Below are 26,593 nucleotides of genomic sequence, written 5' to 3' on the forward strand. Positions count from 1 at the left end.
TCAGTTTTTTTGAGTGGCTACTAGTTCTTTTTCTTTCTCTTCTTCACTGATGCGCTTGTCTATATGAGGAGCGGCAAAACAGAGTGCGAATCCTATATATACAGTCAATGGATTGGGATACTGCATTACGTCGTTGACATAGGCCGCTATGAAATAACCGGCATCCATACAAAGCCAGGCTGCCACTAATCCGCGCAAGCTCTTATTGCGTACTTTAAACATCAGTAGCCATGAGCACCAAGCGAATAGAATGCCATGTATACCCAGATAAAGAATGAGTCCGACAATTCCTGTTTCTACCCATACGCCGACTAACCATGAATCCGGAGGATAGGGCATTTGCTCTTTCGGTTCGAAATTTCCGGTTGAAAGCCCAACACCATATCCGATAGGCTTCTTTGCCATCAATTCTTTCATTCGCATCCTGTTTTCGACACGTACGAGGTATGAAGCATCTTCGGTAGGATGGAAAGAGGAACGCATTTTGTGAATGTATTGGTTTCCGCTCCCGATGTTGGTATAATAGAAAAATGCGAAAATGCTGATAGATATGAATATACCTCCCAGTAATGCTTTCCAATTCTTTGCTATGACGGTTATCATCAGCATGCCACCCATAAGAACGCCCATGGCAGAGCGTGTTCCGGAGATTCCCATTCCATAAATGCCGCAAAAAGCAATAAAAAGGAAGTAGATGCGTTTCCATCTGGAGTCAACAAAGAATGAGGCAATGGCAAAGGTCACAGTAGACATGGCAGCATGAACACCATAATTGGCTGCATCAGAGAAACAAGAGAAATAGCGAATGCCTGACCAGATAATGTGAGTACGTGCACCTCCCACTACGTGTAAGAAATAAAGATCTTTAGAACTGAATCCATGATTCTTCTGCCAATAACCTTTTAGGGTGAATATCAAAACAAATATTGACCATATAATTAATAATAGTTCAATATCTTTTTTGGTACGTATTACGATCGGAACGACGAATGCACAGATCAAGGGGGTGAGAGCGTATGGAGTGAGGTTAATATTCCAGGCTGCCATAACATTGTTTGGATTCAGTATTTCCAGTATATAAAACAATAACCAGACAATGAAGAAATAGGTCATTATATTTTGTCCGGGTTTCCAGTTAGTGCGCTCGTCATTGCCGAGTTGTATCAGACAGATCGTAGTAAACAATAAGATAAGCACCATTGAGAATAATCCTATCTTGATGTTTACGAACATACTTGCTGCGATTAGCGCGAACTGTGCGGCAAGCAGGAGGTGGAAAGCGGTTACTTTATTCGTCATCGTCCTCGTCTGCTGCTTCTTTGGCTTTTCTTCTGAGATTGAATATGATTTTTTCTGTTAATGATAACTGACTGAGACGATAGCCGATTCTACGCAGTAATGTATGGGGTGGAAGTTGTCCGGTAAAGTCTTCTACTGCGTCACGGTTCGCATTTGTGAGGCATATACGGAATGGGACATCCGTCTTACTCAGTTGCTGCGTAAGTTGTTCGCAAAGCTGTTTATCAATAGTTTTCCAGCCACGGTCTGCCGAAGCTACTAGAATATTGGCGTTGGCATCATGTAACAGAGCACTCGGAATATTGCTGGTCGATAATGGCGGATAAGCAACTATCAGCACATCTTCTCCTTGCAAAGTGTAAAAGTCTGTAATACTCTTGGCTAGCAGAAATTGGGTCGAGTCTGTATTAAAATCTACTCCATAGGTGATAAACCTGGCATTTAACATCCGGCTTTGCATATATCCACAGATTAAATTTCCCAATTCTTCTTCTCCGGAATTGTCACTGGTGCTGAAAAGGTTGATGATGAATACGCCGGGAGACTTGCGCTTAGTCAGGAAGCGAAGTAGCGAATTGCTCAATTCTTTTACGGAAAGCTGAACATAAGTCTTGGTCAGACCTCCATAGCGAGAGGGGCTTGTATTGGGAATAGCGCCTATTACCTTAAACCCGGTGACTCGCCTGGTACGGCTGGCATCTCGTAAAGTTCTGTCAAGCATTTCGACTAGTAACAACAAAGCGACTATGATGAGAAAACTGACTGCACAGGCAGCTATAACAATCTGTTTCCGATTGGTTGAGTTGGACGAAATCGGATAAGTCGGCTCGTTGAGTACTTTCAAAGTGGCAGAAGTCATTTCTAGATTTTTCTTTCTCAGTAAGGCTTCATTATAACTTTGAAGTACAGTGAGGTAGTTGCGTTCGGTGAAATTTATCATGCGCTCTTTTTGCTTGATGGTAGTACCTACCGGTGCAAAAAAAACATATCGGTCATTCAATTCACTGCGTGCATTCTGTACAATCTGTAATTCAGCTTTGGCTTTCTCGTATAGTAGCGTTTGTTCCAGCCATTGGTCGATGATATTGGTTCTCGAAGCGCCCTCTTTGGTATATTTATGGCCGATATAGGAGGATGTTAAGTCATTTAATTCTTGTTTGATTTCAGAGAGCCGTTTCTTTTCATTTATCAAGGTCTGATCGTCTGTTTTTGAGGAAACAGTCATCGCTTCAGCCTCCGATATTCTGCCGGTAATGCTGGAAGCTTCTCTCAGTTTGTCTACAAATTCCATGTTCTTGAGCACCTGTTTTGCATTACTGTCCATATGCTTTTCTAGTTCTTCAAGCATGGATTTGCTACTATTAAAAGCAAAAAGTGCGTCTTGCTCTCTCAGCTCGTATTCTTTACTGATGGCGGCTATTTCTTTGGTCTCGTCAATGTAGTTGATAATGCGTTTTTCTACATTATACTTTGTTAGGTCTTCTTCTTCTAAGTTTAGTTTCTTTCCGATGCGCTTCAACTCTTCTTCAAAGTATTTGATTACTTTGTCCGTCTCTCCATAACGAATGCGACGATATTCTTCTACAAATTCGTCCATTAAGATACTCACTGTATTGTAGACGATGCCTGGATCACCGGATGAATAGCTGATATCCAACAAATCACTGGTCAATCGACGCTGTACTTTGATGTTTTTCAGGGCATTATAGCTATAAAAAGGGTGATTGTAGTAAAATAATCCATAGATATAGTTATCTCTATGTGGACGCATATATTTTTCCAGATTAGCTACTGTCTTATCTTCACTCGACTTGTCGATTAGTTTTAGAATTTCAGCTCCATTCGGACTATTTTTCAAGTGATTGTAGGTATAGTTATAGCTGGAAGCGGTAATACCGTTATTTTCTTTATCCGGGTTACCCTGAATAAGAATTCGCGCAAATAATCGTAGACATACTCTCTTCAACGTACTTTCGGCCTGCATGATGCTGATCAAATTGTCCATTGAGTTTTGTACTGTTGCCCAGTCTGTGCGTTTGTCACTTTCTAGATTATAACCTGAAGCTACCCCTGTGTATAATGTGGCTTTTACATCATATCCTCCTTGCATATGTCGTGTGTAGTAAATAACCAGCAATGTGAAGAAAGTGGTTCCTAGCAATATCAGCCAGCGATGACGAAATAGGGCTCGTATGATAGAAATGATATAGTTCATATCTTAATCTTTTATTTTCGTATGATGGGAGTGCGTGAAATAACTTCGAGTATCATTAAACTCTTTGTTAATTCGAACTTGCTATTCTCATATGCCTCACGGGCTTGAGATTGCCTTTCCTTATCTGTAGATAAATCGGTAGACTCAATAGTACCATTGGCAAAGTTCTTTTCAGAAATTTCGTATTGCACATTAGCTAGCACCAAACTTTCACTCCTCATTTGAAGAACTTTCATCTGCGAAATTGCCATTGTGTACATTTCAATAATACTTTTTTTGATTTCGTCATACTTCATTTCTCGTTCTAGTTCCGCACTCCGCAGTGTGAGTCTTTGCCGACTGACACGTCCTTTGAGGTCGAATAAATCGTTCAATGGAATACTTAGACCTGCACCTACTGTGTAACCATTTTGCGCTTGAGTGGAGTAGGTAAGATATGGGGCGACTGCCACGTCCGTATAGGTGGACTCATTACCGAACATTCCGTATTGATAGCTCCCCCGTAAACTGAAGAAACCTAGAAATGACCATTTCTCTTTTTGGAGTAATTTGCGCTCAATTCTCGCCTTTACGTCCGCCATCTCATAAATGGGGCTGTTCTTGGCATTTTCGAATAAAACTGATAGTGGGGGGAGAACTATTTTACTATAATCTTCTTCACTTAGTTGAGAATAGTCAGACACTTCTTGTGCAACTACACGGGTGGTAGAGATGAACAGAAGTAATAACCCCGAAAAAAAATATATAAATTGCTTCATAAAAAAATCCTATTATTTGCTCTTGCTGTGTTATAGCTTGCGCAAATATAAGGATTAATTTCATTTATGTGCAGTCTTTTATTATCTATTTTACAATCTTTCTTGTAAATTGTGCACAATTTGTCGCGTAAATGGCGTCAAAAGGCTTCTGTCATGTTGAAGTAGAACAAATTCTGCTTGTTCACCATGTCTCTGCCGAAATCAAGGCGTACATTCATACGGGGTTGAACTTCGATACGTAATCCCAATCCGAGGTTGGGAAGCACACCTTCTATCTTGCCCGGAGTGGGTCCCATGAATCCGCATCCTCCCCAGGCTACATATCCTATATGACTTAACATCTTTTTTACCCAAGTGCTTTTGTCCGTATTTATCATCTGGCGGTATTCGGCCATCATGACATGCGAGGACTTGTCGCGAAACTGTCCCATGTAGTAACCGCGAAGATCGAAGGGGGTCCCGCTAAGTACATATTTTGTTAGGGGTACATCTCCGAATGCGTTTTTGCTTTGCACTGTCCAGGCTATCACTTTGCGGCGTCCTACTGTTTTGTATTGGCGGTAATCGATTTCCAATCGATAAAAATTATTATCACTGCCGAACGTTTTATTGTACATCATTCCCCGGAAGTCAAGGTAAGTTCCGCTATAAGCATTGGCGGGAATATCACGTGTGTCATACGTCAATAGGAAGCCGAGTCCCGAACTGAAATTTTTGTATCCGTGCTCCGTACCTCCTGCCGCAATGTACGAGGGCTCATTAACCATCCCCGCAGCCGGTTTAGTTATCTTGTCATAGTTCAAATCGACTTGAGGACCTGCAAAGAAATTACTTTCTCCCAGACGGAACAAGAACCAGGGGTTTACTTGAATGCCGCTATAACGGTACTCGCTGGTATCTTCTCCACGTTCATAATCTTTATTAGTGGAATATCCGATGCCATAAAAATTCTCGATTGTATTTTTATAAGAGAAGGTTCCGAAGATACGGAAACGGTCGCCTTTAAAGAAGAGCTGTGGTTTCGTCATCAGATTCAAGCCGCCCTTGAACATCAAGGCGATGGCCATTGGCACTACTGAACGCCGTTGAGTGGTATCACTCGGATTCATCCGAAACGTCATCAGTGCGCTACCGCCTACTAATAAACCGAAGTCCGGCGTATAACTGGGACCACCTAATATGTTATAGTGCAAATTCCGGTTTGCCACGCGCTGGCGACGCAACTCGCGCTTGGAAAGGGCAGGAATGGTGTCTGACGGGGCGCCTTCAAAATCTGTAGGAGTAGTATCACTGATAGAAGTTGTAGACATTTGCAGTTCATCGCTTTTTACTGCCGTACTATCAGCCGTAGCTGACATCATATTGATGGATGGAAGCATCACCAATATTCCTATTATATATTTCTTCATATTTCTCTTTGAGGAATTCGACTGCAAAGAAAACTATTTTATTCCGATTAGTTTTGATGTTCTTAGATAATAAATCTAAAAAAGAATCGTATTTTTGCAGAATAAGATGTTTTTCGATATGCTGGTAAATAAAATTGCATGATTTAATCCCATACACTAAAACAATATTTGTTAGCATATCATGATCCGTCAGCCTATTAATTAATTATTTATATCAAATGAATAAACAGATTTTATCAATTTTTGTTTTCTGTGCTTTTTCTTATTCTACACAAGCGCAAGAAGTGAAAGGAGGCATCAGCGACTCCATGATGCAACAAATCAAGCAGAGTTATGCAAACACTCCCACCGACAAGGCTATTCGCAACGCCATCGGCAACAACGACATCCGTAAACTGGCTCTCAACCAGGATAACCTGAAAGGCATGGATACGCATTTTTCTATCAAAGTGTCTTCTAAAGGTATCACCGACCAAAAATCTTCTGGTCGTTGCTGGCTTTTTACAGGTTTGAATGTGATGCGTGCCAAAGCGATCGCCAAGCATAACCTCGGTTCCTTCGAATTCTCGCAAACTTATCCTTTCTTCTTCGACCAACTGGAGAAAGCCAACCTCTTTCTACAAGGTATTATCGATACCAGCAGTAAGCCGATGGATGATAAAATGGTGGAATGGCTCTTCCGTAATCCTTTGAGTGACGGTGGAACATTCACCGGTGTAGCCGATATTGTCAGTAAATACGGGCTTGTTCCCAAAGATGTGATGCCGGAAACCAACAGTAGTGAAAATACCTCCCGTATGGCAGGTCTGATCGCCCTGAAACTTCGTGAACAGGGGCTTCAACTCCGTGATCTCGCTGCGCAAGGTGTCAAGCCTGCTGCCCTTGAGAAAACAAAAACAGAGATGTTGAGCACCATCTACCGCATGTTAGTGTTGAATCTCGGTGTTCCTCCTACTGAATTTACCTGGACTGAATATAACGCTAAGGGTGAGCCTGTGTCTACCGAAACTTACACTCCACTTTCTTTCCTGAAAAAGTATGGTGACGAAAAACTGATTGATAATTATGTCATGTTAATGAACGATCCGAGCCGTGAATATTATAAGTGTTATGAGATAGACTACGACCGCCACCGTTACGACGGCAAAAACTGGACGTATGTCAATCTCCCCATCGAGGATATCAAAGAAATGGCTATTTCTTCTCTCAAGGATAGCACAATGATGTATTTTTCTTGCGATGTAGGTAAGTTTCTAAACTCTGACCGTGGTCTACTGGATGTCAAAAACTACGACTACGAATCTCTTATGGGTACTTCTTTTGGCATGAACAAGAAGCAACGTATCCAAAGTTTTGCCAGTGGCTCCAGTCACGCCATGACTCTTATGGCCGTCGATCTTGACAAAAATGGAAAACCGACGAAATGGATGGTTGAAAATAGTTGGGGGCCTGCTGCCGGTTATCAGGGTTATCTCATTATGACAGATGATTGGTTTAACGAATATATGTTCCGTCTAGTAGTAGAAACGAAATATGCATCGAAAAAAGCTCTCGAGGTGTTGAAACAGAAGCCTATCCGACTTCCTGCTTGGGATCCTATGTTTGCTGAATAGTTCTTTTTCTTTGCTTCTGTCTTTTGTTTCGGAACAAAAGATAAAAGATTACGTGCACGAACACGAAAGGAATTACGGATATTTTTCCGTAATTCCTTTCTTTTTTCCTACCGAATCCCAATCTTATTTATTACTTTTGCGGCAAATTTATGAAACCATTATTTTATATAGCATGGCAAATGTAATAAAGTTACGTAAAGGCCTTGACATAAACCTGAAAGGAAAAGCTGCTGAAACGTACGCAACAGTAAAAGAACCGGGATTCTACGCACTTGTACCCGATGACTTTCCTGGAGTGACGCCTAAGGTAGTTGTGAAAGAGCAGGAATATGTAATGGCTGGTGGACCCTTGTTTATCGACAAGTATCATCCTGAAGTGAAATTTGTTTCGCCGGTGAGCGGCGTGGTGACGAGTGTAGAACGTGGTGCTCGTCGTAAGGTATTGAACATCGTAGTAGAAGCTGCTGCAGAGCAGGACTATGAAGATTTTGGGAAAAAGAATGTTGCTTCGATGGATGCTGAAGCTGTGAAATCCGCTCTGTTGGGAGCCGGACTTTTCGCGTTTATCAAACAGCGTCCTTATGACATCATTGCAGATCCGACGGTAACCCCGAAAGGAATCTTCATCTCCGCATTCGATACCAATCCATTGGCTCCGGATTTCGAGTTCGCCCTCAAAGGCGAAGAAGCAAACTTCCAGACAGGGCTTGATGCTCTTGCCAAACTGGCAAAAACCTACTTGAACATCAGTGTGAAACAGAACGCTGCCGCACTGACACAGGCTAAGAACGTTACAATCACCGCATTCGACGGACCGAACCCTGCAGGTAATGTAGGCGTTCAGATCAACCACCTCGACCCCGTATCCAAGGGCGAAACGGTATGGACTATTGATCCGCAAGCCGTAATCTTCATCGGTCGCCTCTTCAATACAGGCCATGTAGATTTCACCCGTACAGTAGCTGTGACAGGTTCCGAAGTGTTGAAACCTGCATACTGCAAACTACAGGTAGGTGCATTGCTCACCAACGTGTTTGCCGGCAATGTAACAAAAGACAAAGACTTACGCTACATCAGCGGTAACGTGCTGACAGGAAAGCAAGTATCTCCGAACGGATTCTTGGGCGCATTCCATAGCCAACTGACTGTTATCCCCGAAGGTGACGACATTCACGAAATGCTTGGATGGATCATGCCGCGTTTCAACCAGTTCAGTGCCAATCGTTCTTATTTCAGCTGGTTGATGGGTAAGAAGGAATATACGTTGGATGCCCGTATCAAAGGTGGCGAACGTCACATGATTATGTCGGGTGAATACGATAAGGTATTCCCAATGGACATTCTGCCCGAATATCTGATTAAAGCAATTATCGCTGGTGACATCGACCGTATGGAAGCACTCGGCATCTACGAAGTAGCTCCTGAAGACTTCGCCCTTTGCGAATTCGTCTGCTCTTCAAAGATGGAACTGCAACGCATCGTTCGTGCCGGACTCGATATGCTCCGTTCAGAAATGGCGTAATCGAATAAGAGATTAAATAATAAAAATTAAAATAAGCGATAGTTGAAATCTTGCGAAACGGCTCTCTGTGGATACAGCATAAACCCAGCACAGCCAATTTTCAACTCTCAACTTTCAATTTTCAATTAAATAAATGAAAGCGTTAAGAAATTATCTCGATAAGATAAAGCCGAACTTTGAGGAGGGCGGCAAATTCCACGCATTCCAGTCGGTGTTTGACGGCTTCGAAACATTCCTGTTCGTGCCTAGCAAGACTGCGAAAACGGGAACGCACATACATGACGCAATCGATAGCAAGCGCATCATGTCGATTGTGGTTATTTCGTTAATACCGGCTTTGCTGTTCGGTATGTACAACGTAGGTTACCAGCATTTCACTCATACAGGTGCTACTGGCAGCTTCATCGAAATGTTTATCTACGGATTCCTGGCAGTACTGCCTAAAATAATCGTATCATACGTAGTAGGTCTTGGCATTGAGTTCGTCGTAGCTCAATGGAAGAAAGAAGAAATCCAGGAAGGATTCCTTGTTTCCGGTATCCTGATCCCGATGATCGTTCCGGTAGACTGTCCGCTGTGGATTCTTGCCGTAGCTACTGCATTCTCTGTTATCTTCGCAAAAGAAGTATTCGGTGGTACAGGTATGAACGTATTCAACGTTGCGTTGATTACTCGTGCATTCCTGTTCTTCGCATACCCGACCAAGATGTCCGGTGATGCTGTTTGGGTGTCAGGAGACAGCATCTTCGGTTTAGGACAAAGCGTAGACGGACTCACCGTTGCCACTCCGCTGGGACAAGCTGCTACAACAGGTAGTGTTCCTGCGTTCAACATGGATATGATTACAGGTCTGATTCCGGGTTCTATTGGTGAAACCAGCGTAATCGCTATCCTGATTGGTGCCGTTATCCTGCTTTGGACAGGTGTTGCAAGCTGGAAGACAATGATTTCCGTATTCGTCGGTGGCGCATTCATGGCATGGGTATTCAACTCAATCGGCATGGAAAACAACACAATGGCTCAAATGCCTTGGTACGAACATCTCGTTCTTGGTGGTTTCTGCTTCGGTGCCGTATTTATGGCTACTGACCCTGTGACTTCCGCACGTACAGAAAGAGGTAAATATATCTTCGGATTCCTGATCGGTGTGATGGCTATCGTTATCCGCGTACTGAATCCGGGTTATCCGGAAGGTATGATGCTTGCCATCCTGCTGATGAACATCTTCGCTCCGCTGATTGACTACTGTGTAGTACAAAGCAATATCAGCCGTCGCGAGAAACGCACTATCAAGTCTAACCAATAAATACCGAAAGAAAATGAATACGAATAGTAATAGTTATACTATCATTTATGCTTCGGTAATGGTTATTATCGTAGCATTCCTGCTGGCATTCGTTAGTTCTTCACTGAAATCTACACAAGACAAGAATGTGCAGTTGGACACTAAGAAACAAATCCTCGCTGCATTGAACATTAAGAATGTGGAAGATGCGGATGCTGAATATCAGAAATATGTGAAAGGGGATATGCTGATGAACGTAGACGGTACGCTGACCGAAAATACGGGCGAATTTGCTACCAACTACGAGAAAGAAGCAAAAGAACAACAACGTCTGCACGTGTTTGTATGCGAAGTGGACGGTCAGACTAAATATGTAGTTCCTGTTTACGGTGCCGGTCTTTGGGGCGCTATCTGGGGATACGTTGCACTGAACGAAGATAAAGATACCGTTTACGGTACTTACTTCTCACACGCTAGTGAAACTCCGGGTCTGGGTGCTGAAATTGCAACCGACCATTTCCAAAATGAATTTGTAGGTAAGAAGACTTTGGAAAATGGAGCTATCACTTTGGGAGTCGTAAAAAATGGCAAGGTAGAGAAACCTGATTACCAAGTGGATGGTATCTCCGGTGGTACAATCACTTCAGTAGGTGTAGATGCCATGTTGAAGTCTTGCCTGAATAGTTACTTGAGTTTTTTAACTAAATAATAAGGAGGAGAAAGATAGAATATGGGACAACTGTTTTCAAAGAAAAATAAAGAAGTATTCTCTGCTCCGCTGGGAATTGATAATCCGGTAACCGTACAGGTGCTCGGTATCTGTTCTGCACTTGCTGTTACTGCAAAGCTGGAGCCTGCCATCGTGATGGGACTTTCAGTAACGGTGATTACTGCATTTGCCAACGTTGTTATTTCACTGTTGCGTAAGACGATTCCTAACCGCATCCGCATCATCGTCCAGTTGGTTGTGGTAGCTGCTTTGGTAACTATCGTAAGTGAAATCCTGAAAGCGTTTGCTTACGACGTAAGCGTACAGCTCTCTGTTTATGTAGGTTTGATTATCACCAACTGTATCTTGATGGGACGTCTGGAAGCATTTGCCATGCAGAACGGTCCTTGGGAGTCTTTCTTGGATGGTGTAGGTAATGGTTTAGGCTATGCCAAGATTCTGATTATCGTTGCTTTCTTCCGCGAACTGTTTGGCTCGGGAACATTGCTTGGTTTCAATATCCTGAATTATGAACCGATTCAAAATATCGGATACGTAAACAACGGCTTGATGTTGATGCCGCCGATGGCATTGATTATCGTAGCATGCATTATCTGGTATCAACGTGCACGTCATAAAGAATTGCAAGAACAAAGTAATTAATTATTTCTGATTTCTGAATTATGATTTATGTCTAGCTTTATAGTCATAGTCGCATGATAAGTCTGCTGAATCATAAATTATAAATCATAAATCATAAATCAAAAAGAATTATGGAACATTTATTAAGTTTATTCGTCCGCTCTATCTTTGTGGACAACATGATATTCGCATTCTTCTTGGGTATGTGTTCATACCTGGCTGTTTCGAAGAATGTGAAGACTGCCGTAGGACTGGGGATCGCCGTGACTTTCGTGTTGCTGGTGACGCTTCCGGTCAACTACCTGTTGCAAACTAAGGTGTTGGCTGCCAATGCTATCATTGAAGGTGTCGACCTTAGCTTCTTGAGTTTTATTCTTTTCATTGCCGTAATTGCCGGTATCGTGCAATTGGTGGAGATGGTGGTAGAACGCTTCACTCCGTCACTGTACGCTTCGCTGGGTATCTTCCTGCCGTTGATTGCTGTTAACTGTGCGATCATGGGTGCCTCTCTGTTTATGCAACAACGTATCAATCTGGGTCCGAGTGATCCGAAATACATTGGTGATATTTGGGATGCCCTTTCTTATGCATTAGGCTCTGGTATCGGTTGGTTGCTGGCTATCGTAGGTCTGGCTGCTATCCGCGAGAAAATGGCTTACTCTGACGTACCTGCTCCGTTGAAGGGCTTGGGTATCACATTTATCACAGTAGGTCTGATGGCAATCGCATTTATGTGTTTCTCTGGTTTGAACATCTAAAAAGAAAGGAATAAGACAATGGATATGAATTTAATATTAGCGAGCATTGGGGTATTCCTTGTGGTTATTCTGTTGCTTGTTGTAATCTTGTTGGTTGCTAAGAATTTCCTGGTACCATCAGGAAACGTAAAACTGACAATCAACGGCGAAAAGGAATTGGAAGTGGCTTCCGGTTCTACTTTGTTGAATACGCTGTCTGTAAATGGGATATTCCTGTCATCTGCTTGTGGTGGTAAGGGATCTTGCGGACAGTGCAAATGCCAAGTACTCGAAGGAGGCGGCGAAATCCTACCTTCTGAGGTTCCTCACTTCAGTCGCAAACAGCAGCAAGACCACTGGCGTCTGGGCTGTCAGGTGAAAGTGAAAGGCGATATGTCAATCAAGATTGACGAATCTGTACTTGGCGTGAAAGAGTGGGAGTGCGAAGTAATCTCCAACAAGAACGTGGCTACATTTATCAAAGAGTTCATCGTTGCTCTGCCTAAAGGCGAACACATGGACTTTATCCCGGGTTCTTACGCACAGATTAAGATTCCTAAATTCTCAATGGACTATGACAAGGACATTGACAAGAGCTTGATTGGTGATGAATATCTTCCTGCATGGGAGAAATTCGGTTTGCTGGGTTTGAAGTGTAAGAACGACGAGGAAACAATCCGTGCTTACTCTATGGCCAACTATCCTGCCGAAGGTGACCGTATCATGTTGACAGTACGTATCGCTACTCCGCCGTTCAAACCGAAAGAACAAGGTCCTGGATTTATGGACGTAATGCCGGGTATCGCTTCTTCTTATATCTTTACTCTTAAACCGGGTGACAAGGTAATAATGAGCGGTCCTTACGGAGACTTCCACCCAATCTTCGATTCTAAGAAGGAAATGATGTGGATTGGTGGTGGTGCCGGTATGGCTCCGTTGCGTGCGCAAATCATGCACTTGACCAAGACATTGCATACTACTGACCGTAAGATGTCTTACTTCTATGGTGCCCGTGCGCTGAACGAAGTGTTCTATCTGGAAGATTTCCTGCAAATCGAAAAGGACTTCCCGAATTTCACTTTCCATTTGGCTCTCGACCGTCCGGACCCTGCTGCTGATGCTGCAGGCGTGAAGTACACTCCGGGATTCGTTCACAACGTAATTTACGAAACTTACCTGAAGAATCACGAAGCTCCTGAAGATATTGAATACTATATGTGTGGTCCTGGTCCGATGTCGAAAGCTGTTGAGAAGATGCTCGACGATCTTGGCGTTCCGGCACAGAACCTGATGTTCGACAACTTCGGAGGATAATTCGCAGAAGAGAACAAACCGGTCGGAACAATGACCGGAAAGGTTACATAAACACAGAGCGGGAAATCTGAAAAGCAGTAATGCTTCTTCGATTTCCCGCTTTTTTTTACTATTATCTCATAATGTCTTTCCGTTATGGTTTGTATCTATTTTATGTCTGTTTTAAAGATAGTTCTCCTTTTTTATCCGTACTTATCTATTATATTCGTATATTTGGCTACACAATAGAATTATTAAAGTACAATAGGTTATGGAATATCATCGTATATCTTTTATTCACAATGATACAGAGTATTCATTTGTCAAAGCTATGAGTTCAAGTTTAACGGGATATGCCTTGGTGACAGCTTGTAGGGCAGAAGTAACCATTTACATGAAAGAGAATAATCTGAAAGGTTATTATATATTGACCGGCATGGCTAAAGTTTGATTGCATTTTTATCTCCGTACTCTTTCCTTTTTGTATCTTTGCCCCCATGTTAGAGAAAAATGAAATTATACAGTCGGCTCTCCGCAATTTGAAGATTGAGGAGCTGAATCCGATGCAGGAAGCATCACTTGAACAAGCTACCGGAAGAAAAGACGTTATACTGTTGTCACCGACAGGATCGGGCAAGACATTGGCTTATCTGTTACCTTTACTCCTTACTCTAAAACCGAACGATGACAGCGTGCAGGTTTTGATTCTCGTTCCTTCGCGTGAGCTGGCCTTACAGATAGATTCTGTATTCAAAGCAATGGGGACTTCCTGGAAAACCTGCTGTTGTTACGGTGGGCATCCTATCGCCGAAGAAAAGAAAAGTATATTGGGCAATCATCCTGCTATCATCATTGGTACTCCGGGACGTATCACCGACCATCTGTCTAAAGGAAATTTCAATCCCGAAACCATTGAAACTTTAATTATCGACGAGTTCGACAAATCGTTGGAGTTTGGTTTCCACGATGAAATGGCAGAGATTATCACCCAGCTTCCGGGATTAAAAAAACGTATGTTGCTTTCAGCTACCGATGCCGAAGAGATTCCCGAATTTACAGGATTGAACCGCACAGTTAAGTTGAACTTCCTTTCGGACGATTCTGAAGAACAAGAGTCGCGCTTGAAATTGATGAAGGTGCTTTCGCCTTCCAAAGATAAGATTGATACTTTATATAACCTGCTTTGTACATTGGGGAGCAGTTCGAGCATTGTGTTTTGTAATCATCGGGATGCGGTGGACCGTGTACATCAGTTATTGGCGGATAAAAAACTACTCGCAGAACGTTTTCATGGTGGTATGGAACAGCCGGACCGTGAACGTGCGCTTTACAAGTTCCGTAATGGCAGTTGTCATGTATTGATTTCTACCGATCTGGCTGCTCGTGGACTGGATATTCCGGAAGTCGGACATATTATCCATTATCATTTGCCGGTCAATGAAGAAGCCTTTACGCACCGCAACGGACGAACAGCACGTTGGGATGCGACCGGAACGTCTTATCTGATTCTTCATACCGAAGAGAAACTTCCTTCTTATATCCCGGAAGAAATGGAGATAGTAGTGTTGCCTGAAAACCCTCCCCGGCCTCCGAAATCGCTCTGGGCTACTATATATAGGTAAAGGAAAGAAGGAGAAACTTAGTCGGATCGATATTGCCGGATTCTTATATAAAAAAGGAAATCTGACTCGCGAAGATGTCGGAGCGATTGATGTCAAAGAACATTATGCTTTCGTTGCCGTTCGCCGAGCTAAGGTGAAGCAACTCCTGAATCTGATTCAAGGAGAGAAAATAAAAGGAATGAAGACTATTATTGAGGAAGCGAAGTAAAACTCTTTTTTTGTAATATAGAACTCTTAAAGTCCTCTTTTATTATTTACAATCGTCCCTATGTTCACTAGTCATTGAGCATAGGGATGATTACATTATTTCCAAAGATGTTTTACTTTTCACTTCATTTCCCTGTTAATCTAAGCTGAATTCACTGTTGTAGTTTATAAATATTCATTTTTATTGCATTAATCTTTTGTTTTATCATCAATATCTCCGGTTCTATTTCAATCTCGACTTTTATCCCATACTTGACATCTATAGATAACAATATGGTGTATATATCCTGTATAAACCAATAAAAAGAAAGGAAAATCTGCTTTAAAACAGTATTTTTATAAGGAAAGATTTGTGCGATGGGAATAAATTCGTAAATTCGCAAGGTCAAAAGACAAAAGTAACGAAATTGTTAAACCAAAAACAAACTTCAAATGAAAAAGCATAATTTCAATGCAGGACCTTCCATTCTTCCGCGTGAGGTGATAGAGGATACAGCGAAGGCTATTTTAGATTTCAACGGCTCTGGTCTCTCTTTGATGGAAATCAGCCACCGTGCCAAAGACTTCCAACCTGTGGTTGACGAAGCAGAGGCATTATTCAAGGAATTACTCAATATTCCCGAAGGCTATTCGGTACTGTTCCTGGGTGGAGGTGCTAGTATGGAGTTCTGCATGGTTCCTTATAACTTCCTGGAAAAAAAAGCTGCTTACCTGAACACTGGTGTGTGGGCTAAGAAAGCAATGAAAGAAGCTAAAGGGTTTGGTGAAGTTGTAGAAGTTGCTTCCTCTGCTGAAGCTACATATACTTATATCCCAAAAGATTACACAATCCCGACAGACGCAGATTATTTCCACATCACTACTAACAACACGATTTATGGTACAGAATTGAAGAAAGACCTCGATTCTCCGGTTCCGATGGTTGCCGATATGTCTTCTGATATTTTCTCACGTCCGATCGACGTTTCTAAATATATCTGTATTTATGGTGGTGCACAAAAGAATCTGGCTCCTGCAGGTGTTACATTCGTTATTGTTAAGAATGATGCTGTAGGTAAGGTTTCTCGTTACATTCCGTCAATGCTGAATTATCAGACACACATTGATAATGGTTCTATGTTCAATACTCCTCCGGTAGTGCCCATCTATGCTGCATTGCTGAACCTTCGTTGGATCAAAGCACAAGGTGGTGTGAAAGAAATGGAACGTCGTGCCATTGAAAAAGCGGATATGTTGTATGCTGAAATCGACCGCAACAAAATGTTCGTGGGTACTGCTGCCAAAGAAGACCGTTCACGCATGAACATCTGTTTCGTGATGGCTCCCGAATACAAAGACCTTGAAGCTGACTTCTTGAAGTTTGCCACTGAAAGAGGTATGGTAGGTATCAAGGGACACCGTTCTGTAGGTGGTTTCCGTGCATCTTGCTACAATGCTTTACCGAAAGAAAGCGTACAAGCTTTGATTGACTGCATGCAGGAATTTGAAAAACTTCATTAATATATTATTTTCACCACAGATTACACGAATTAGCACAGATTCCTAAATTCTATAATCTGTGAAAATCTGCGTAATCTGTGGTGAGTCTTTATAAATAGAATTAAATTATGAAAGTACTTGTAGCTACAGAAAAACCGTTTGCTAAAGTTGCAGTAGACGGCATCCGTAAAGAAATAGAAGCGGCCGGATTCGAGCTTGCTTTACTTGAGAAATATACAGATAAGGCTCAATTGCTGGATGCAGTGAAAGATGCTAATGCTATCATTATCCGTAGCGATATTATTGATGCAGAGGTGCTTGATGCTGCCAAAGAATTGAAAATCGTAGTACGTGCCGGTGCGGGATATGACAACGTTGACCTGGCTGCTGCCACTGCTCACAACGTATGTGTGATGAACACTCCGGGACAAAACTCTAATGCTGTTGCCGAACTTGCTTTGGGTATGATGGTATATGCTGTCCGTAACTTCTATAACGGAACTTCCGGTACAGAATTGATGGGCAAGAAACTGGGTATTCATGCTTATGGAAACGTAGGTCGTAATGTAGCCCGTGTTGCCAAAGGTTTCGGAATGGAAGTGTATGCTTACGACGCATTCTGCCCGAAAGAAGTAATCGAAAAAGATGGTGTGAAAGCACTTGGTTCAGCAGAAGAACTGTATAAGACTTGCCAGGTGGTATCTCTTCATATTCCGGCAACTGCCGAAACGAAAAATTCTATCAATTATGCTTTGTTGAAAGATATGCCGAAAGGTGCTATGTTGGTAAACACTGCCCGTAAGGAAGTTATCAACGAAGCAGAACTGATTAAATTGATGGAAGAGCGTGCAGACTTCAAATATATCACAGATATTATGCCTGTTGCTAACGCAGAATTTGCAGAGAAATTTGCCGGACGTTATTTCTCAACTCCAAAGAAGATGGGTGCTCAAACTGCTGAAGCAAATATCAATGCCGGTATTGCTGCCGCTCAACAAATTGTAGGCTTCCTGAAAGATGGTTGCGAGAAATTTAGAGTAAACAAATAAGATTCTTTTAGAAATAAGTAGTATATTTGAGCCACAGATTTTCAATAAGTCTGTGGCTTTAATTTTTTACATATAAAATACTAATATCATGGCAATAATTAAACCTTTCAAGGGCATTCGTCCTCCGCAAGACCTCGTAGAACAGGTCGCTTCACGTCCTTATGATGTATTGAATTCAGAAGAAGCCCGCGCAGAAGCGGAAGGTAACGAAAAGTCTCTTTATCATATTATTAAACCGGAAATAGATTTCCCTGTCGGTACGGACGAACACGACGAACAAGTGTATGCTAAAGCTGCCGAGAATTTCCAACTGTTCCAGGACAAAGGTTGGTTGGTGCAGGATAATAAGGAAAATTATTATATCTATGCCCAAACGATGAACGGGAAAACGCAATACGGATTGGTAGTTGGTGCATACGTTCCCGATTATATGAATGGGATTATCAAAAAACATGAGCTTACCCGTCGTGACAAGGAAGAAGACCGTATGAAGCATGTCCGTGTGAACAACGCTAACATTGAGCCTGTTTTCTTTGCTTATCCGGATAATGAGAAGTTGGATGTTATTATCAAGAAGTATACGGCAAACAAGCCTGTTTATGACTTCATCGCTCCGGGGGATGGTTTTGGACATACTTTCTGGATTGTCGATCAAGATGAGGATATTGCTGCTATTACTGCCGAATTTGCTAAAATGCCGGCTCTTTATATTGCCGACGGACATCACCGTTCTGCCGCTGCTGCACTAGTGGGAGCAGAGAAAGCAAAGCAAAATCCGAATCATCGGGGTGATGAAGAATATAATTACTTCATGGCTGTTTGCTTCCCTGCAAACCAGCTAACCATCATCGACTATAATCGTGTAGTGAAAGATCTCAATGGTTTGACTCCCGAGCAATTCCTGGCTGCACTTGATAAAAACTTTATAGTAGAAGAGAAGGGTGCGGATATCTATAAACCATCCGGCTTACATAACTTCTCACTCTATCTGGGTGGTAAATGGTACAGTCTGACAGCCAAAACAGGTACATACAATGATAACGACCCTATTGGCGTGCTTGATGTTACCATCTCTTCCAACCTGATTTTGGATGAAGTTTTGGGTATAAAGGATTTGCGTTCGGACAAGCGTATTGATTTTGTGGGCGGCATCCGTGGATTGGGAGAACTCAAGAAACGTGTGGATAGCGGTGAAATGAAAGTGGCTCTGGCTCTTTATCCCGTATCTATGAAACAATTGATGGATATTGCAGATACAGGTAATATCATGCCACCGAAGACAACTTGGTTTGAACCTAAACTTCGTTCGGGGTTGGTAATTCATAAATTGGATTAGGAAATTCTATCGGATGATGCAAAAAAGACGTTGCTGATGTAAGCTATATCAATAAATGTAACACCCGATTAAGATAAAAAAAATAGTGACGGTATATGCCCGGGATAGTGACGGTATCCTTGTGGTATACTGTCACTATTTTTATTGGATAGCGTCACTATCTTATAGATGAAAATCTGCCAACAAAGATTTTTATATTTCCAGCTACATCTCATCGATAAGTGGAACATTAATATTTCCAAACGATAGATTGACTTTTCTTATTAAAGCCGTATCTTTGCAGCATGACTGCTGAAGATACTTATAAAACCATCATTGAACCTTCCGAAGGTATTTATACGGAAAAACGAAGCAAGTTCATTGCTATAGCCCTTCCTGTGCGTACTCTCGATGAGATAAAAATACATCTTGAAACGTATCAGAAAAAGTATTATGACGCACGACACGTATGTTATGCCTATATGTTGGGAGCTGCACGAAAGGATTTCCGTGCCAATGACAATGGAGAACCTTCCGGAACAGCGGGAAAACCCATTCTCGGACAGATAAATTCAAATGAACTGACGGATATCCTGATTATAGTAGTTCGTTATTTTGGAGGAATCAAGTTAGGGACAAGCGGATTGATCGTGGCTTACAAGGCTGCCGCTGCTGAAGCTATTGCTGCCGCTACAATTATAGAAAAGACAGTAGATGAAGACGTGACGGTAATGTTTGAATATCCTTTCATGAATGACGTGATGCGCATTGTGAAAGAGGAGGAACCGGAAATTCTCAATCAGTCGTATGACATGGATTGTAGTATGACGTTACGTATTCGTCGTTCGATGATGCCTAAATTGCGTGCTCGTTTGGAAAAGGTGGAGACAGCTCGTATTCTTGATGATGAGAATGTATTGTAAGTAAGATATTTAAAATATTGCATGAGAAATAAATATCATATAATTTTCAATTTGTTTTTAAGCTTCTTTGCTTTGATAAGCGTTCAGACGCAAGCACAAGTACAGGAGACTCAAAAGCTCGCTCCTAATAATATCCCTGTTCCGTGGTATTCGCAGAAAATCACGGGATGTCCTTACTCGCATTGCTCTCTGGCTTCTTCGTTAATGGTCTTTGACTACTTTAAAGGCATGACGACCGATACACAACGTACAGCCCAGGATGCAGAAAAGAAACTGATTGAGTATCAGCGTAACTACTTTCTGAAAAAACGTGCCCCTTTCCGTCGTCGTACATCGATAGGGCAGGGAGGATATTATTCTTTTGAAATTGATTCTTTGACACGTTATTATGAAAATATGATAAGTGCCGAACATTTTCAGCAGAAAGATTACCGGGTATTGAAAGATTATATTGATCGTGGTATACCTGTGCTTGTGAATGTGAGATATACAGGAGCAGTTCGTGGTTTGCGTCCCGGTCCGAGAGGGCACTGGATGGTGCTTCGTGGCATTGACGATAAACATGTGTGGGTAAATGACCCCGGACGTTCGCCGGAGATGCGGAGTAAAGGAGAAAATATCTGCTATCCAATAAAGAAACAGCCGGGCAATCCTTCCTATTTTGATGGTTGCTGGACGGGACGATTTATCATAGTCACTCCTAAAGAATGGATTCGAAACTCCCTGTTTGCACAAGTAGGCAAGCTTCCTCCTTTGGAGGAAGTAACTCATATAGTACCTCCTGTTGCGTTGCCTGTAACCTTACCGCAGGTTATTAATCAGTAAGCAATTCATTGTGAAGATAGAAATTTCTTAGTGAAATTAGGATAAAAAGAACATTAGTAAAATAAAGAAGAACAAAGATATATGGCATTCGAAGCAACCAAAAAAGAATGGTGCGAACTCTATTCTTTCTTTCGTCTCCTGACAGACGGAAAAGTAGTGCTAGGCACAGCAGACGCAAAGGCGGGAGAAACATCTTGGCCTATTGCAATGATTCAACGGGAAGAACATGATGGAACACGTCAATATTATATTGAGGAAGATACGATTCGTATAGAAGCAGAGAGCGGAACTAAATTCATGCCTCGCGAAGACTTTGGTATTGTAGCTGATTTGATATTGCGGGCTGTGAAATCTTCTTCGGAAGAGGACGTAACCTCTCCGGAAGGAGTAGAAGAGTTTTTAGATGAAGCAGCCATTTTCGATTTGGAAGCAAAAACAGAAGATCGTACTGATTTCTCCATTGCATTTTGGCATCCGGAAGCTCCGTTTAGAGGTTTTAATGTTCGTTCACGGTTGGGTGTAATGAATCCGTTACTGGACGGAGGACGTGCTGCAAATCTAAAACTGGAACAGAGTGGAGTCAAATTTGCCACTCCCACAGTGAATAAAATCAATGCTTTGCCTGAATCTCCCAATGAGGTTGCCGAGCGAATGATGATGATCGAACGATTGGGCGGTGTACTTAAATATTCTGATGTAGCCGACCGGGTATTCCGTAGCAATCTTCTAATGATTGACCTGCATTTTCCACGTGTCTTGACAGAAATGGTTCGTATTATGCATTTGGATGGTATCTCTCGTATTAGCGAGCTGACGGAAGTTATCAAACAAATGAATCCGTTAAAGATTAAAGATGAACTGATAAACAAGCACAAGTTTTATGAGTTTAAGATGAAGCAGTTCTTGTTGGCATTAGCTTTAGGTATGCGTCCCGCAAAGATTTATAATGGATTGGATTCGGCTGTGGAAGGTATTCTGTTGGTGGGCGGAAGTGGAGAGGTGCTCTGTTATCATAAATCAGAAAAGCAAGTAATGGAAGACTTTTTGTTTCAAAATACCCGTTTGGAAAAAGGATCTTTGGAGAAGGATAAATACGGATTTTTGGAGAGAGAGAATGGAGTCTATTATTTCAAACTGAATGCAAAGATTGGGCTAGTTAAAAGGTAAATGATAAATTAGAATTCTGTGGTGAAATTTTGATTCGATATATATATAAAAAACTTGTTATCCATGAAAACGAATGAAGTTTTAGAGAACATTAAAGCACGTCGTAGCGTACGGGCTTATACTAGTCAGCAAGTTTCAGAAGAAGATTTGCAGGCTATTCTGGAAGCTGCAACTTATGCACCCAGTGGAATGCATTTGGAAACATGGCACTTTACTGCTATTCAAAATGTAGATAAATTGACAGAACTGAATGAGCGCATTAAAGGAGCTTTTGCAAAAAGTGATGATTCCCGTTTGCAAGAGCGTGGGCATAGCAAGACCTATTGTTGTTATTATCATGCTCCGACTTTGGTGATTGTATCCAATGAACCTACACAATGGTGGGCTGGTATGGATTGTGCTTGTGCAATAGAAAATATGTTTCTGGCTGCCCATTCTTTAGGAATCGGCTCTTGCTGGATCAACCAGTTGGGCACAACGTGTGATGATCCTGAAGTTCGTGAATATATTACCTCTTTAGGTGTTCCTGCCAATCATAAAGTCTATGGTTGCGTAGCTTTGGGGTATGCTGATTCGAAGATTCCGATGAAAGAGAAAAAGGTGAAGGCTGATACGGTAACGATTGTCAAGTAGAAAAAATATTCAGAATTGTAGTTGGATTTACATTCCATATCACAAAATATGAGCCTTGGGGATATTTGATGCATCCCCAGGGCTTTTGTTTATTCAGTCTTGGGCTGATAAAAATAATCCCAGGGCTTACATTCATTGAGCCCCGGGATTATTTCTTATTGAGACGCTTCTAAAAATCTTTTCTAATGAATTGATTTCTACAATAAATCACCTTTATTCAAAAGTGCCATAACGAGTTGGTAGTAACTTACGGTCTCCCAATGTGTTATCTACACGAGCTACATTGACCCAGAATTTGTTATCACGTACACTTTCTATCGGATAAGCCGCTTTTTCGCGTGTGTACGAATGTTCCCAACGATCACTAACAATCTCGTATTCCGGATGCGGAGCATTAATCAACACATTATCATCCTTATCAGCTTCGCCGTTCTTCACTTCCTGAATCTCCTTCCAGATATTCAGCATGACATCTACGAAATTGTCCAGTTCTGCCAAACTCTCGCTTTCTGTCGGTTCAATCATCAATGTACCGTGAACAGGAAAGGAGAGGGTAGGAGCATGATAACCATAATCCATCAGACGTTTGGCAATATCATTTTCCGAGATACCTGCTTCTTCATGTACTTTCCTACACTCCAGAATCATTTCGTGTCCTACGAAACCATTGGCTCCCCGATAGACAACTCCATACGTATCTTTCAGGCAAGCAGCCAGATAATTAGCATTCAGGATGGCGATCTTAGTGGCCTGCGTCAATCCCTCTGCACCCATCATGCGGATATATCCATACGTGATAGGCAAAATACCTGCACTACCGAATGGAGCAGCTGATACTTGATTCTGCGAATTGCCGAAGATTCCATGTCCGGGAAGGAAAGGAACCAGATGTTCGGCCACACAGATAGGACCTACTCCCGGACCTCCGCCACCATGAGGGGAAGCGAATGTTTTATGGAGATTCAAGTGGCAGACATCCGCACCGATGAATCCCGGATTGGTCAATCCCACTTGGGCATTCATATTGGCTCCATCCATATATACTTGTGCGCCACAGGCATGAATGATGTCGCAAATTTCCTTTATTTCTGTTTCGAAGATACCATGTGTAGAAGGATAAGTAATCATCAGCGCTGCCAATTCATCCTTATTTTCTTCAGCCTTGGCACGCAGGTCATCCATTTCTACATTTCCTTGTTCGTCGCATGCACAGGTGACAGTCACAAATCCGGCCTGTATAGCTGACGCAGGATTTGTTCCGTGAGCTGAAGCCGGAATCAGGACTTTGTTCCGATGTCCCTGACCGATACTTTCGAGATAAGCACGGATTACACGAAGTCCTGCATATTCTCCCGCAGCACCCGAATTGGGTTGCAGGCTCACCCCTGCAAATCCGGTGATAACTTTCAGATCTTCACTTAAATTCTTAATTAATTCCCGATATCCTTCTGCCTGATCTTCCGGAACCAGCGGGTGCATACCCATAAATTCGGGACGACTTAAAGGTAACATTTCCGCAGCTGCATTCAGCTTCATGGTGCATGAACCGAGAGAAATCATCGATTGTGCAAGCGAAATATCTTTGCGATCCAAACGTTTGATATAACGCATCATCTGTGTTTCCGTGTGATATTTGCTGAATACTTCGTGCGTCAGGAAAGGAGTTGTCCGTTTCAAAGCCTTGTCGATATTGCTTTTTTCCGGGATATCGTCTACTTTCTGATAATCTTTTCCGGCAGCGATGGCAAAGATAGAGAGCAATACATTGGCGGCTGCCACATCTGTTGTTTCATCAATACTGAAACCGACATCACCATTTTCATAATAACGCAGATTTATTTCTTTACTAAGCGCTATGGTACGGATTTGTTGTGCCGAAACATGTTCGGGCAACTCAAAACGTAAGGTGTCAAAATATTGAGCGTTGACTTGTGTGTATCCACATTTCTTCAGTTGCTTTTCAAGAAATACAGTGATACTGTGGATGCGCGACGCAATTGTGGTGATACCCTCCTGGCCGTGATAAACAGCGTAAAAGCCTGCCATGGTAGCTAATAATGCTTGTGCGGTACAAATGTTTGAAGTTGCTTTTTCCCGCTTGATATGCTGTTCACGTGTCTGCAAAGCCATCCGATAGCAAAGTTTGCCATATTTATCTTTAGACCATCCGATGATTCGTCCCGGCATATTCCGTTTGTATTCGTCTCTGGTAGCAAAGAAAGCAGCCGACGGACCACCATAGAACATTGGAGTACCCAAACGTTGTGTAGTTCCGAATACAATATCTGCTCCCCATTCTCCCGGAGGAGTCAGCAGGGCAAGGCTTAAAATATCTGCAGCGACAGCTACCTTGCAATCTGCGGCATGAGCTTTTTCTGTAAATTCGGAATAATCCTCTGCATTTCCATTCGAGTTTGGATATTGTAGAACGCAGGCAAACACTTCCGGTGAAGGTTCAAAATCCTTATATTTACCTACACGCAGTTCGATGCCTTGCGGCACAGCGCGTGTAGTCATAACAGCCAATGTTTGTGGGAAGATATTCTCGTCTACAAAGACTACGTTCGCATTGGCTTTCTGTTGCGCACGGGAACGGATGGCATACATCATGCTCACGGCTTCGGCAGCGGCAGTTGCTTCGTCCAGAAGTGAACAGTTGGCAAGTGGCATGGCAGTAAGGTCGCACACGGCTGTCTGAAAATTCATCAACGCTTCCAGGCGTCCTTGCGACACTTCTGTCTGATAAGGAGTGTAAGAAGTGTACCATACCGGGTTTTCGAATACATTCCGCTGGATAACAGCCGGGGTAATCGTGTTGTACCATCCCAAACCGATATACGTAGTATATAGTTTATTTTTATTTGCCAGTTCGGCGATATGTTTTCCAAATTCGTATTCCGTCAGCGGACTAGTCAATGCCAGCGGCTCTTTTAGCCGTATATTGGCGGGAATTGTTTTATCAATCAGTTCGTCCAGTGAGTTCACGCCAATTTTGCGGAGCATCAGGGCTGTGTCTTGTTCATTGATGCCGATGTGACGGCTAGCTAACAAATCGGTTTTCATGTCTTAATGATTTATGATTAATGATTTCTGAATTATGAGTTCTGATTTATGCTTTCTTATGTTTTTCCGATTTATAAACCTCAATTAGCCGCAACACCTACTCCATCCGCACGGCAAATCATAAATCAGAATTCATAACTCATTAAATCTTCTCTTATCTAAAAAATGGGTTTTCAGCTTTCTCCATTCCGATCGTCGTAGGAGCACCGTGTCCGGGGTAAACGACAGTTTCGTTGGGGAGGACAAACAGACGGCTACAAATGTGCTCTATCAGTTCATCGAAGTTGCCTCCTGTGAGATCGGCACGACCGATACTGCCCTGAAACAGGACGTCGCCGGAGAACATGCAGTTGTCTTCCTTGCAATAGTACACCAAGCTACCGGGTGAATGTCCGGGCACATGTATCGCTTCCAGTTTGGTATGTCCGAAAGTGATAATATCTCCGTCATGCAGGTATTTGCCCAGTGGTACAGGTTCCTCCTGTAACTGAAAACCAAACATTCTGCTTTGTTTCGGTGCTTCGTCAATCCAGTACTCATCCGCTTTGTTTGCTTCTGCCGATAATCCGAATTCTTTCAGCATGAACGGATTTCCGAAGATATGATCCAGGTGCAAATGAGTATTCAGCAGATGCTTTACATTCAGCTCATTGGTAAGAATGAACTTTTTCAGAGCCTGCTTTTCCTCTTCATAAAAACAGCCGGGATCGATTACGACTGCTTCTTTAGTGTCATCCCATAATACGTAGCAGTTTACGGGAAACATATTAAATTCAAATCTCTTTATTTTCATGGTTTCTTTATGATTTATCATCTATCAGAACATAT

Annotated in this window: 21 protein-coding genes and 1 pseudogene; 16 read left to right on the forward strand and 6 right to left on the reverse strand. The window is 42.3% G+C overall.

The genetic code is table 11. The annotated features are described in order from the left end of the window. The 4 genes from INE92_RS04860 to INE92_RS04875 all read right to left on the reverse strand — a co-directional run bounded on the left by INE92_RS04860 (position 1) and on the right by INE92_RS04875 (position 5,681). Positions 1-1,299 carry an O-antigen ligase family protein gene (locus INE92_RS04860; protein WP_004315911.1) on the reverse strand — a complete coding sequence of 433 codons (1,299 nt, stop codon included), beginning with the start codon at positions 1,297-1,299 and terminating at the stop codon, positions 1-3. After that, positions 1,289-3,514 (reverse strand): GumC family protein, encoded by a 2,226-nt coding sequence (locus tag INE92_RS04865; protein WP_004315910.1) that lies wholly within the window; start codon positions 3,512-3,514, stop codon positions 1,289-1,291. The genes INE92_RS04860 and INE92_RS04865 overlap by 11 nt, the downstream gene beginning before the upstream one ends. Before the next feature lie 11 nt (positions 3,515-3,525). Continuing rightward, positions 3,526-4,272 (reverse strand): TolC family protein, encoded by a 747-nt coding sequence (locus tag INE92_RS04870; RefSeq protein ID WP_008017377.1) that lies wholly within the window; start codon positions 4,270-4,272, stop codon positions 3,526-3,528. 137 nt (positions 4,273-4,409) lie between these two features. Further along, positions 4,410-5,681 carry a BamA/TamA family outer membrane protein gene (locus INE92_RS04875; RefSeq protein ID WP_008017378.1) on the reverse strand — a complete coding sequence of 424 codons (1,272 nt, stop codon included), beginning with the start codon at positions 5,679-5,681 and terminating at the stop codon, positions 4,410-4,412. A 218-nt stretch (positions 5,682-5,899) separates the two neighbouring features. Here INE92_RS04875 and INE92_RS04880 point away from each other — a divergent pair, with 218 nt between their 5' ends. The 16 genes and pseudogenes from INE92_RS04880 to INE92_RS04955 all read left to right on the forward strand — a co-directional run bounded on the left by INE92_RS04880 (position 5,900) and on the right by INE92_RS04955 (position 22,702). Beyond that, a complete protein-coding gene (locus INE92_RS04880; protein ID WP_004315907.1) occupies positions 5,900-7,294 on the forward strand; it encodes a C1 family peptidase in 1,395 nt (464 codons plus the stop codon). A 172-nt stretch (positions 7,295-7,466) separates the two neighbouring features. Beyond that, a complete protein-coding gene (locus tag INE92_RS04885; protein WP_032811009.1) occupies positions 7,467-8,816 on the forward strand; it encodes a Na(+)-translocating NADH-quinone reductase subunit A in 1,350 nt (449 codons plus the stop codon). Positions 8,817-8,949: 133 nt separating this feature from the next. Further along, a complete protein-coding gene (locus tag INE92_RS04890) occupies positions 8,950-10,122 on the forward strand; it encodes an NADH:ubiquinone reductase (Na(+)-transporting) subunit B (protein WP_004311620.1) in 1,173 nt (390 codons plus the stop codon). A 13-nt stretch (positions 10,123-10,135) separates the two neighbouring features. Further along, a complete protein-coding gene (locus INE92_RS04895) occupies positions 10,136-10,810 on the forward strand; it encodes a Na(+)-translocating NADH-quinone reductase subunit C (protein ID WP_004315905.1) in 675 nt (224 codons plus the stop codon). Between the two features lie 21 nt (positions 10,811-10,831). After that, positions 10,832-11,473, forward strand: coding sequence for an NADH:ubiquinone reductase (Na(+)-transporting) subunit D (locus INE92_RS04900; protein WP_004300389.1), 642 nt, complete (start codon positions 10,832-10,834; stop codon positions 11,471-11,473). 110 nt (positions 11,474-11,583) lie between these two features. Then, on the forward strand, positions 11,584-12,210 hold the full coding sequence (gene nqrE, locus INE92_RS04905) for an NADH:ubiquinone reductase (Na(+)-transporting) subunit E (protein ID WP_004315904.1): 627 nt from the start codon (positions 11,584-11,586) through the stop codon (positions 12,208-12,210). An 18-nt stretch (positions 12,211-12,228) separates the two neighbouring features. Beyond that, positions 12,229-13,503: an NADH:ubiquinone reductase (Na(+)-transporting) subunit F gene (gene nqrF / locus INE92_RS04910; protein WP_008022130.1), complete on the forward strand. Its 1,275-nt coding sequence runs from the start codon at positions 12,229-12,231 to the stop codon at positions 13,501-13,503. A 250-nt stretch (positions 13,504-13,753) separates the two neighbouring features. Next, positions 13,754-13,933: a hypothetical protein gene (locus INE92_RS04915; protein ID WP_004306317.1), complete on the forward strand. Its 180-nt coding sequence runs from the start codon at positions 13,754-13,756 to the stop codon at positions 13,931-13,933. Between the two features lie 46 nt (positions 13,934-13,979). Then, positions 13,980-15,312 (forward strand): annotated as a pseudogene (locus INE92_RS04920) (DEAD/DEAH box helicase). 431 nt (positions 15,313-15,743) lie between these two features. Continuing rightward, on the forward strand, positions 15,744-16,811 hold the full coding sequence (gene serC / locus INE92_RS04925; RefSeq protein ID WP_008022134.1) for a 3-phosphoserine/phosphohydroxythreonine transaminase: 1,068 nt from the start codon (positions 15,744-15,746) through the stop codon (positions 16,809-16,811). Between the two features lie 107 nt (positions 16,812-16,918). Beyond that, entirely contained in the window at positions 16,919-17,839 is a 921-nt protein-coding gene (locus tag INE92_RS04930; RefSeq protein WP_195435783.1) for an NAD(P)-dependent oxidoreductase, read from the forward strand. Positions 17,840-17,927: 88 nt separating this feature from the next. Next, the gene (locus INE92_RS04935; RefSeq protein WP_195435780.1) at positions 17,928-19,175 is read left to right on the forward strand and encodes a DUF1015 domain-containing protein; all 1,248 of its coding nucleotides are present in this window, start codon (positions 17,928-17,930) and stop codon (positions 19,173-19,175) included. A gap of 284 nt (positions 19,176-19,459) precedes the next feature. Next, a complete protein-coding gene (locus INE92_RS04940; RefSeq protein ID WP_008643833.1) occupies positions 19,460-20,077 on the forward strand; it encodes an IMPACT family protein in 618 nt (205 codons plus the stop codon). A gap of 21 nt (positions 20,078-20,098) precedes the next feature. Beyond that, positions 20,099-20,902 carry a C39 family peptidase gene (locus tag INE92_RS04945; RefSeq protein WP_008643831.1) on the forward strand — a complete coding sequence of 268 codons (804 nt, stop codon included), beginning with the start codon at positions 20,099-20,101 and terminating at the stop codon, positions 20,900-20,902. A gap of 81 nt (positions 20,903-20,983) precedes the next feature. Next, on the forward strand, positions 20,984-22,069 hold the full coding sequence (locus INE92_RS04950; RefSeq protein ID WP_015531232.1) for an HpaII family restriction endonuclease: 1,086 nt from the start codon (positions 20,984-20,986) through the stop codon (positions 22,067-22,069). Positions 22,070-22,132: 63 nt separating this feature from the next. Beyond that, on the forward strand, positions 22,133-22,702 hold the full coding sequence (locus tag INE92_RS04955) for a nitroreductase family protein (protein WP_008643824.1): 570 nt from the start codon (positions 22,133-22,135) through the stop codon (positions 22,700-22,702). Between the two features lie 213 nt (positions 22,703-22,915). Here the strand turns inward: INE92_RS04955 and gcvP are convergent, their stop codons facing one another. Beyond that, the gene (gene gcvP / locus INE92_RS04960) at positions 22,916-25,765 is read right to left on the reverse strand and encodes an aminomethyl-transferring glycine dehydrogenase (RefSeq protein WP_008640603.1); all 2,850 of its coding nucleotides are present in this window, start codon (positions 25,763-25,765) and stop codon (positions 22,916-22,918) included. Between the two features lie 154 nt (positions 25,766-25,919). Further along, the gene (locus tag INE92_RS04965; RefSeq protein ID WP_004311627.1) at positions 25,920-26,558 is read right to left on the reverse strand and encodes an MBL fold metallo-hydrolase; all 639 of its coding nucleotides are present in this window, start codon (positions 26,556-26,558) and stop codon (positions 25,920-25,922) included. Positions 26,559-26,593 lie beyond the last annotated feature (35 nt).

The sequence above is a fragment of the Bacteroides xylanisolvens genome, assembly GCF_018289135.1.
Classification (GTDB): Bacteria; Bacteroidota; Bacteroidia; order Bacteroidales; family Bacteroidaceae; genus Bacteroides; species Bacteroides xylanisolvens.

Excerpts from the sequence above, each read along its gene's own strand:
- INE92_RS04965 (WP_004311627.1), bottom strand. The coding sequence starts at position 26,558 with ATGAAAATAAAGAGATTTGAATTTAATATGTTTCCCGTAAACTGCTAC.
- INE92_RS04860 (WP_004315911.1), bottom strand. The coding sequence starts at position 1,299 with ATGACGAATAAAGTAACCGCTTTCCACCTCCTGCTTGCCGCACAGTTC.
- INE92_RS04955 (WP_008643824.1), top strand. The coding sequence starts at position 22,133 with ATGAAAACGAATGAAGTTTTAGAGAACATTAAAGCACGTCGTAGCGTA.
- INE92_RS04915 (WP_004306317.1), top strand. The coding sequence starts at position 13,754 with ATGGAATATCATCGTATATCTTTTATTCACAATGATACAGAGTATTCA.
- INE92_RS04930 (WP_195435783.1), top strand. The coding sequence starts at position 16,919 with ATGAAAGTACTTGTAGCTACAGAAAAACCGTTTGCTAAAGTTGCAGTA.
- serC (WP_008022134.1), top strand. The coding sequence starts at position 15,744 with ATGAAAAAGCATAATTTCAATGCAGGACCTTCCATTCTTCCGCGTGAG.
- nqrF (WP_008022130.1), top strand. The coding sequence starts at position 12,229 with ATGGATATGAATTTAATATTAGCGAGCATTGGGGTATTCCTTGTGGTT.
- gcvP (WP_008640603.1), bottom strand. The coding sequence starts at position 25,765 with ATGAAAACCGATTTGTTAGCTAGCCGTCACATCGGCATCAATGAACAA.
- INE92_RS04885 (WP_032811009.1), top strand. The coding sequence starts at position 7,467 with ATGGCAAATGTAATAAAGTTACGTAAAGGCCTTGACATAAACCTGAAA.
- INE92_RS04940 (WP_008643833.1), top strand. The coding sequence starts at position 19,460 with ATGACTGCTGAAGATACTTATAAAACCATCATTGAACCTTCCGAAGGT.
- INE92_RS04865 (WP_004315910.1), bottom strand. The coding sequence starts at position 3,514 with ATGAACTATATCATTTCTATCATACGAGCCCTATTTCGTCATCGCTGG.
- nqrE (WP_004315904.1), top strand. The coding sequence starts at position 11,584 with ATGGAACATTTATTAAGTTTATTCGTCCGCTCTATCTTTGTGGACAAC.
- INE92_RS04935 (WP_195435780.1), top strand. The coding sequence starts at position 17,928 with ATGGCAATAATTAAACCTTTCAAGGGCATTCGTCCTCCGCAAGACCTC.
- INE92_RS04875 (WP_008017378.1), bottom strand. The coding sequence starts at position 5,681 with ATGAAGAAATATATAATAGGAATATTGGTGATGCTTCCATCCATCAAT.
- INE92_RS04880 (WP_004315907.1), top strand. The coding sequence starts at position 5,900 with ATGAATAAACAGATTTTATCAATTTTTGTTTTCTGTGCTTTTTCTTAT.
- INE92_RS04900 (WP_004300389.1), top strand. The coding sequence starts at position 10,832 with ATGGGACAACTGTTTTCAAAGAAAAATAAAGAAGTATTCTCTGCTCCG.
- INE92_RS04945 (WP_008643831.1), top strand. The coding sequence starts at position 20,099 with ATGAGAAATAAATATCATATAATTTTCAATTTGTTTTTAAGCTTCTTT.
- INE92_RS04870 (WP_008017377.1), bottom strand. The coding sequence starts at position 4,272 with ATGAAGCAATTTATATATTTTTTTTCGGGGTTATTACTTCTGTTCATC.
- INE92_RS04895 (WP_004315905.1), top strand. The coding sequence starts at position 10,136 with ATGAATACGAATAGTAATAGTTATACTATCATTTATGCTTCGGTAATG.
- INE92_RS04890 (WP_004311620.1), top strand. The coding sequence starts at position 8,950 with ATGAAAGCGTTAAGAAATTATCTCGATAAGATAAAGCCGAACTTTGAG.
- INE92_RS04950 (WP_015531232.1), top strand. The coding sequence starts at position 20,984 with ATGGCATTCGAAGCAACCAAAAAAGAATGGTGCGAACTCTATTCTTTC.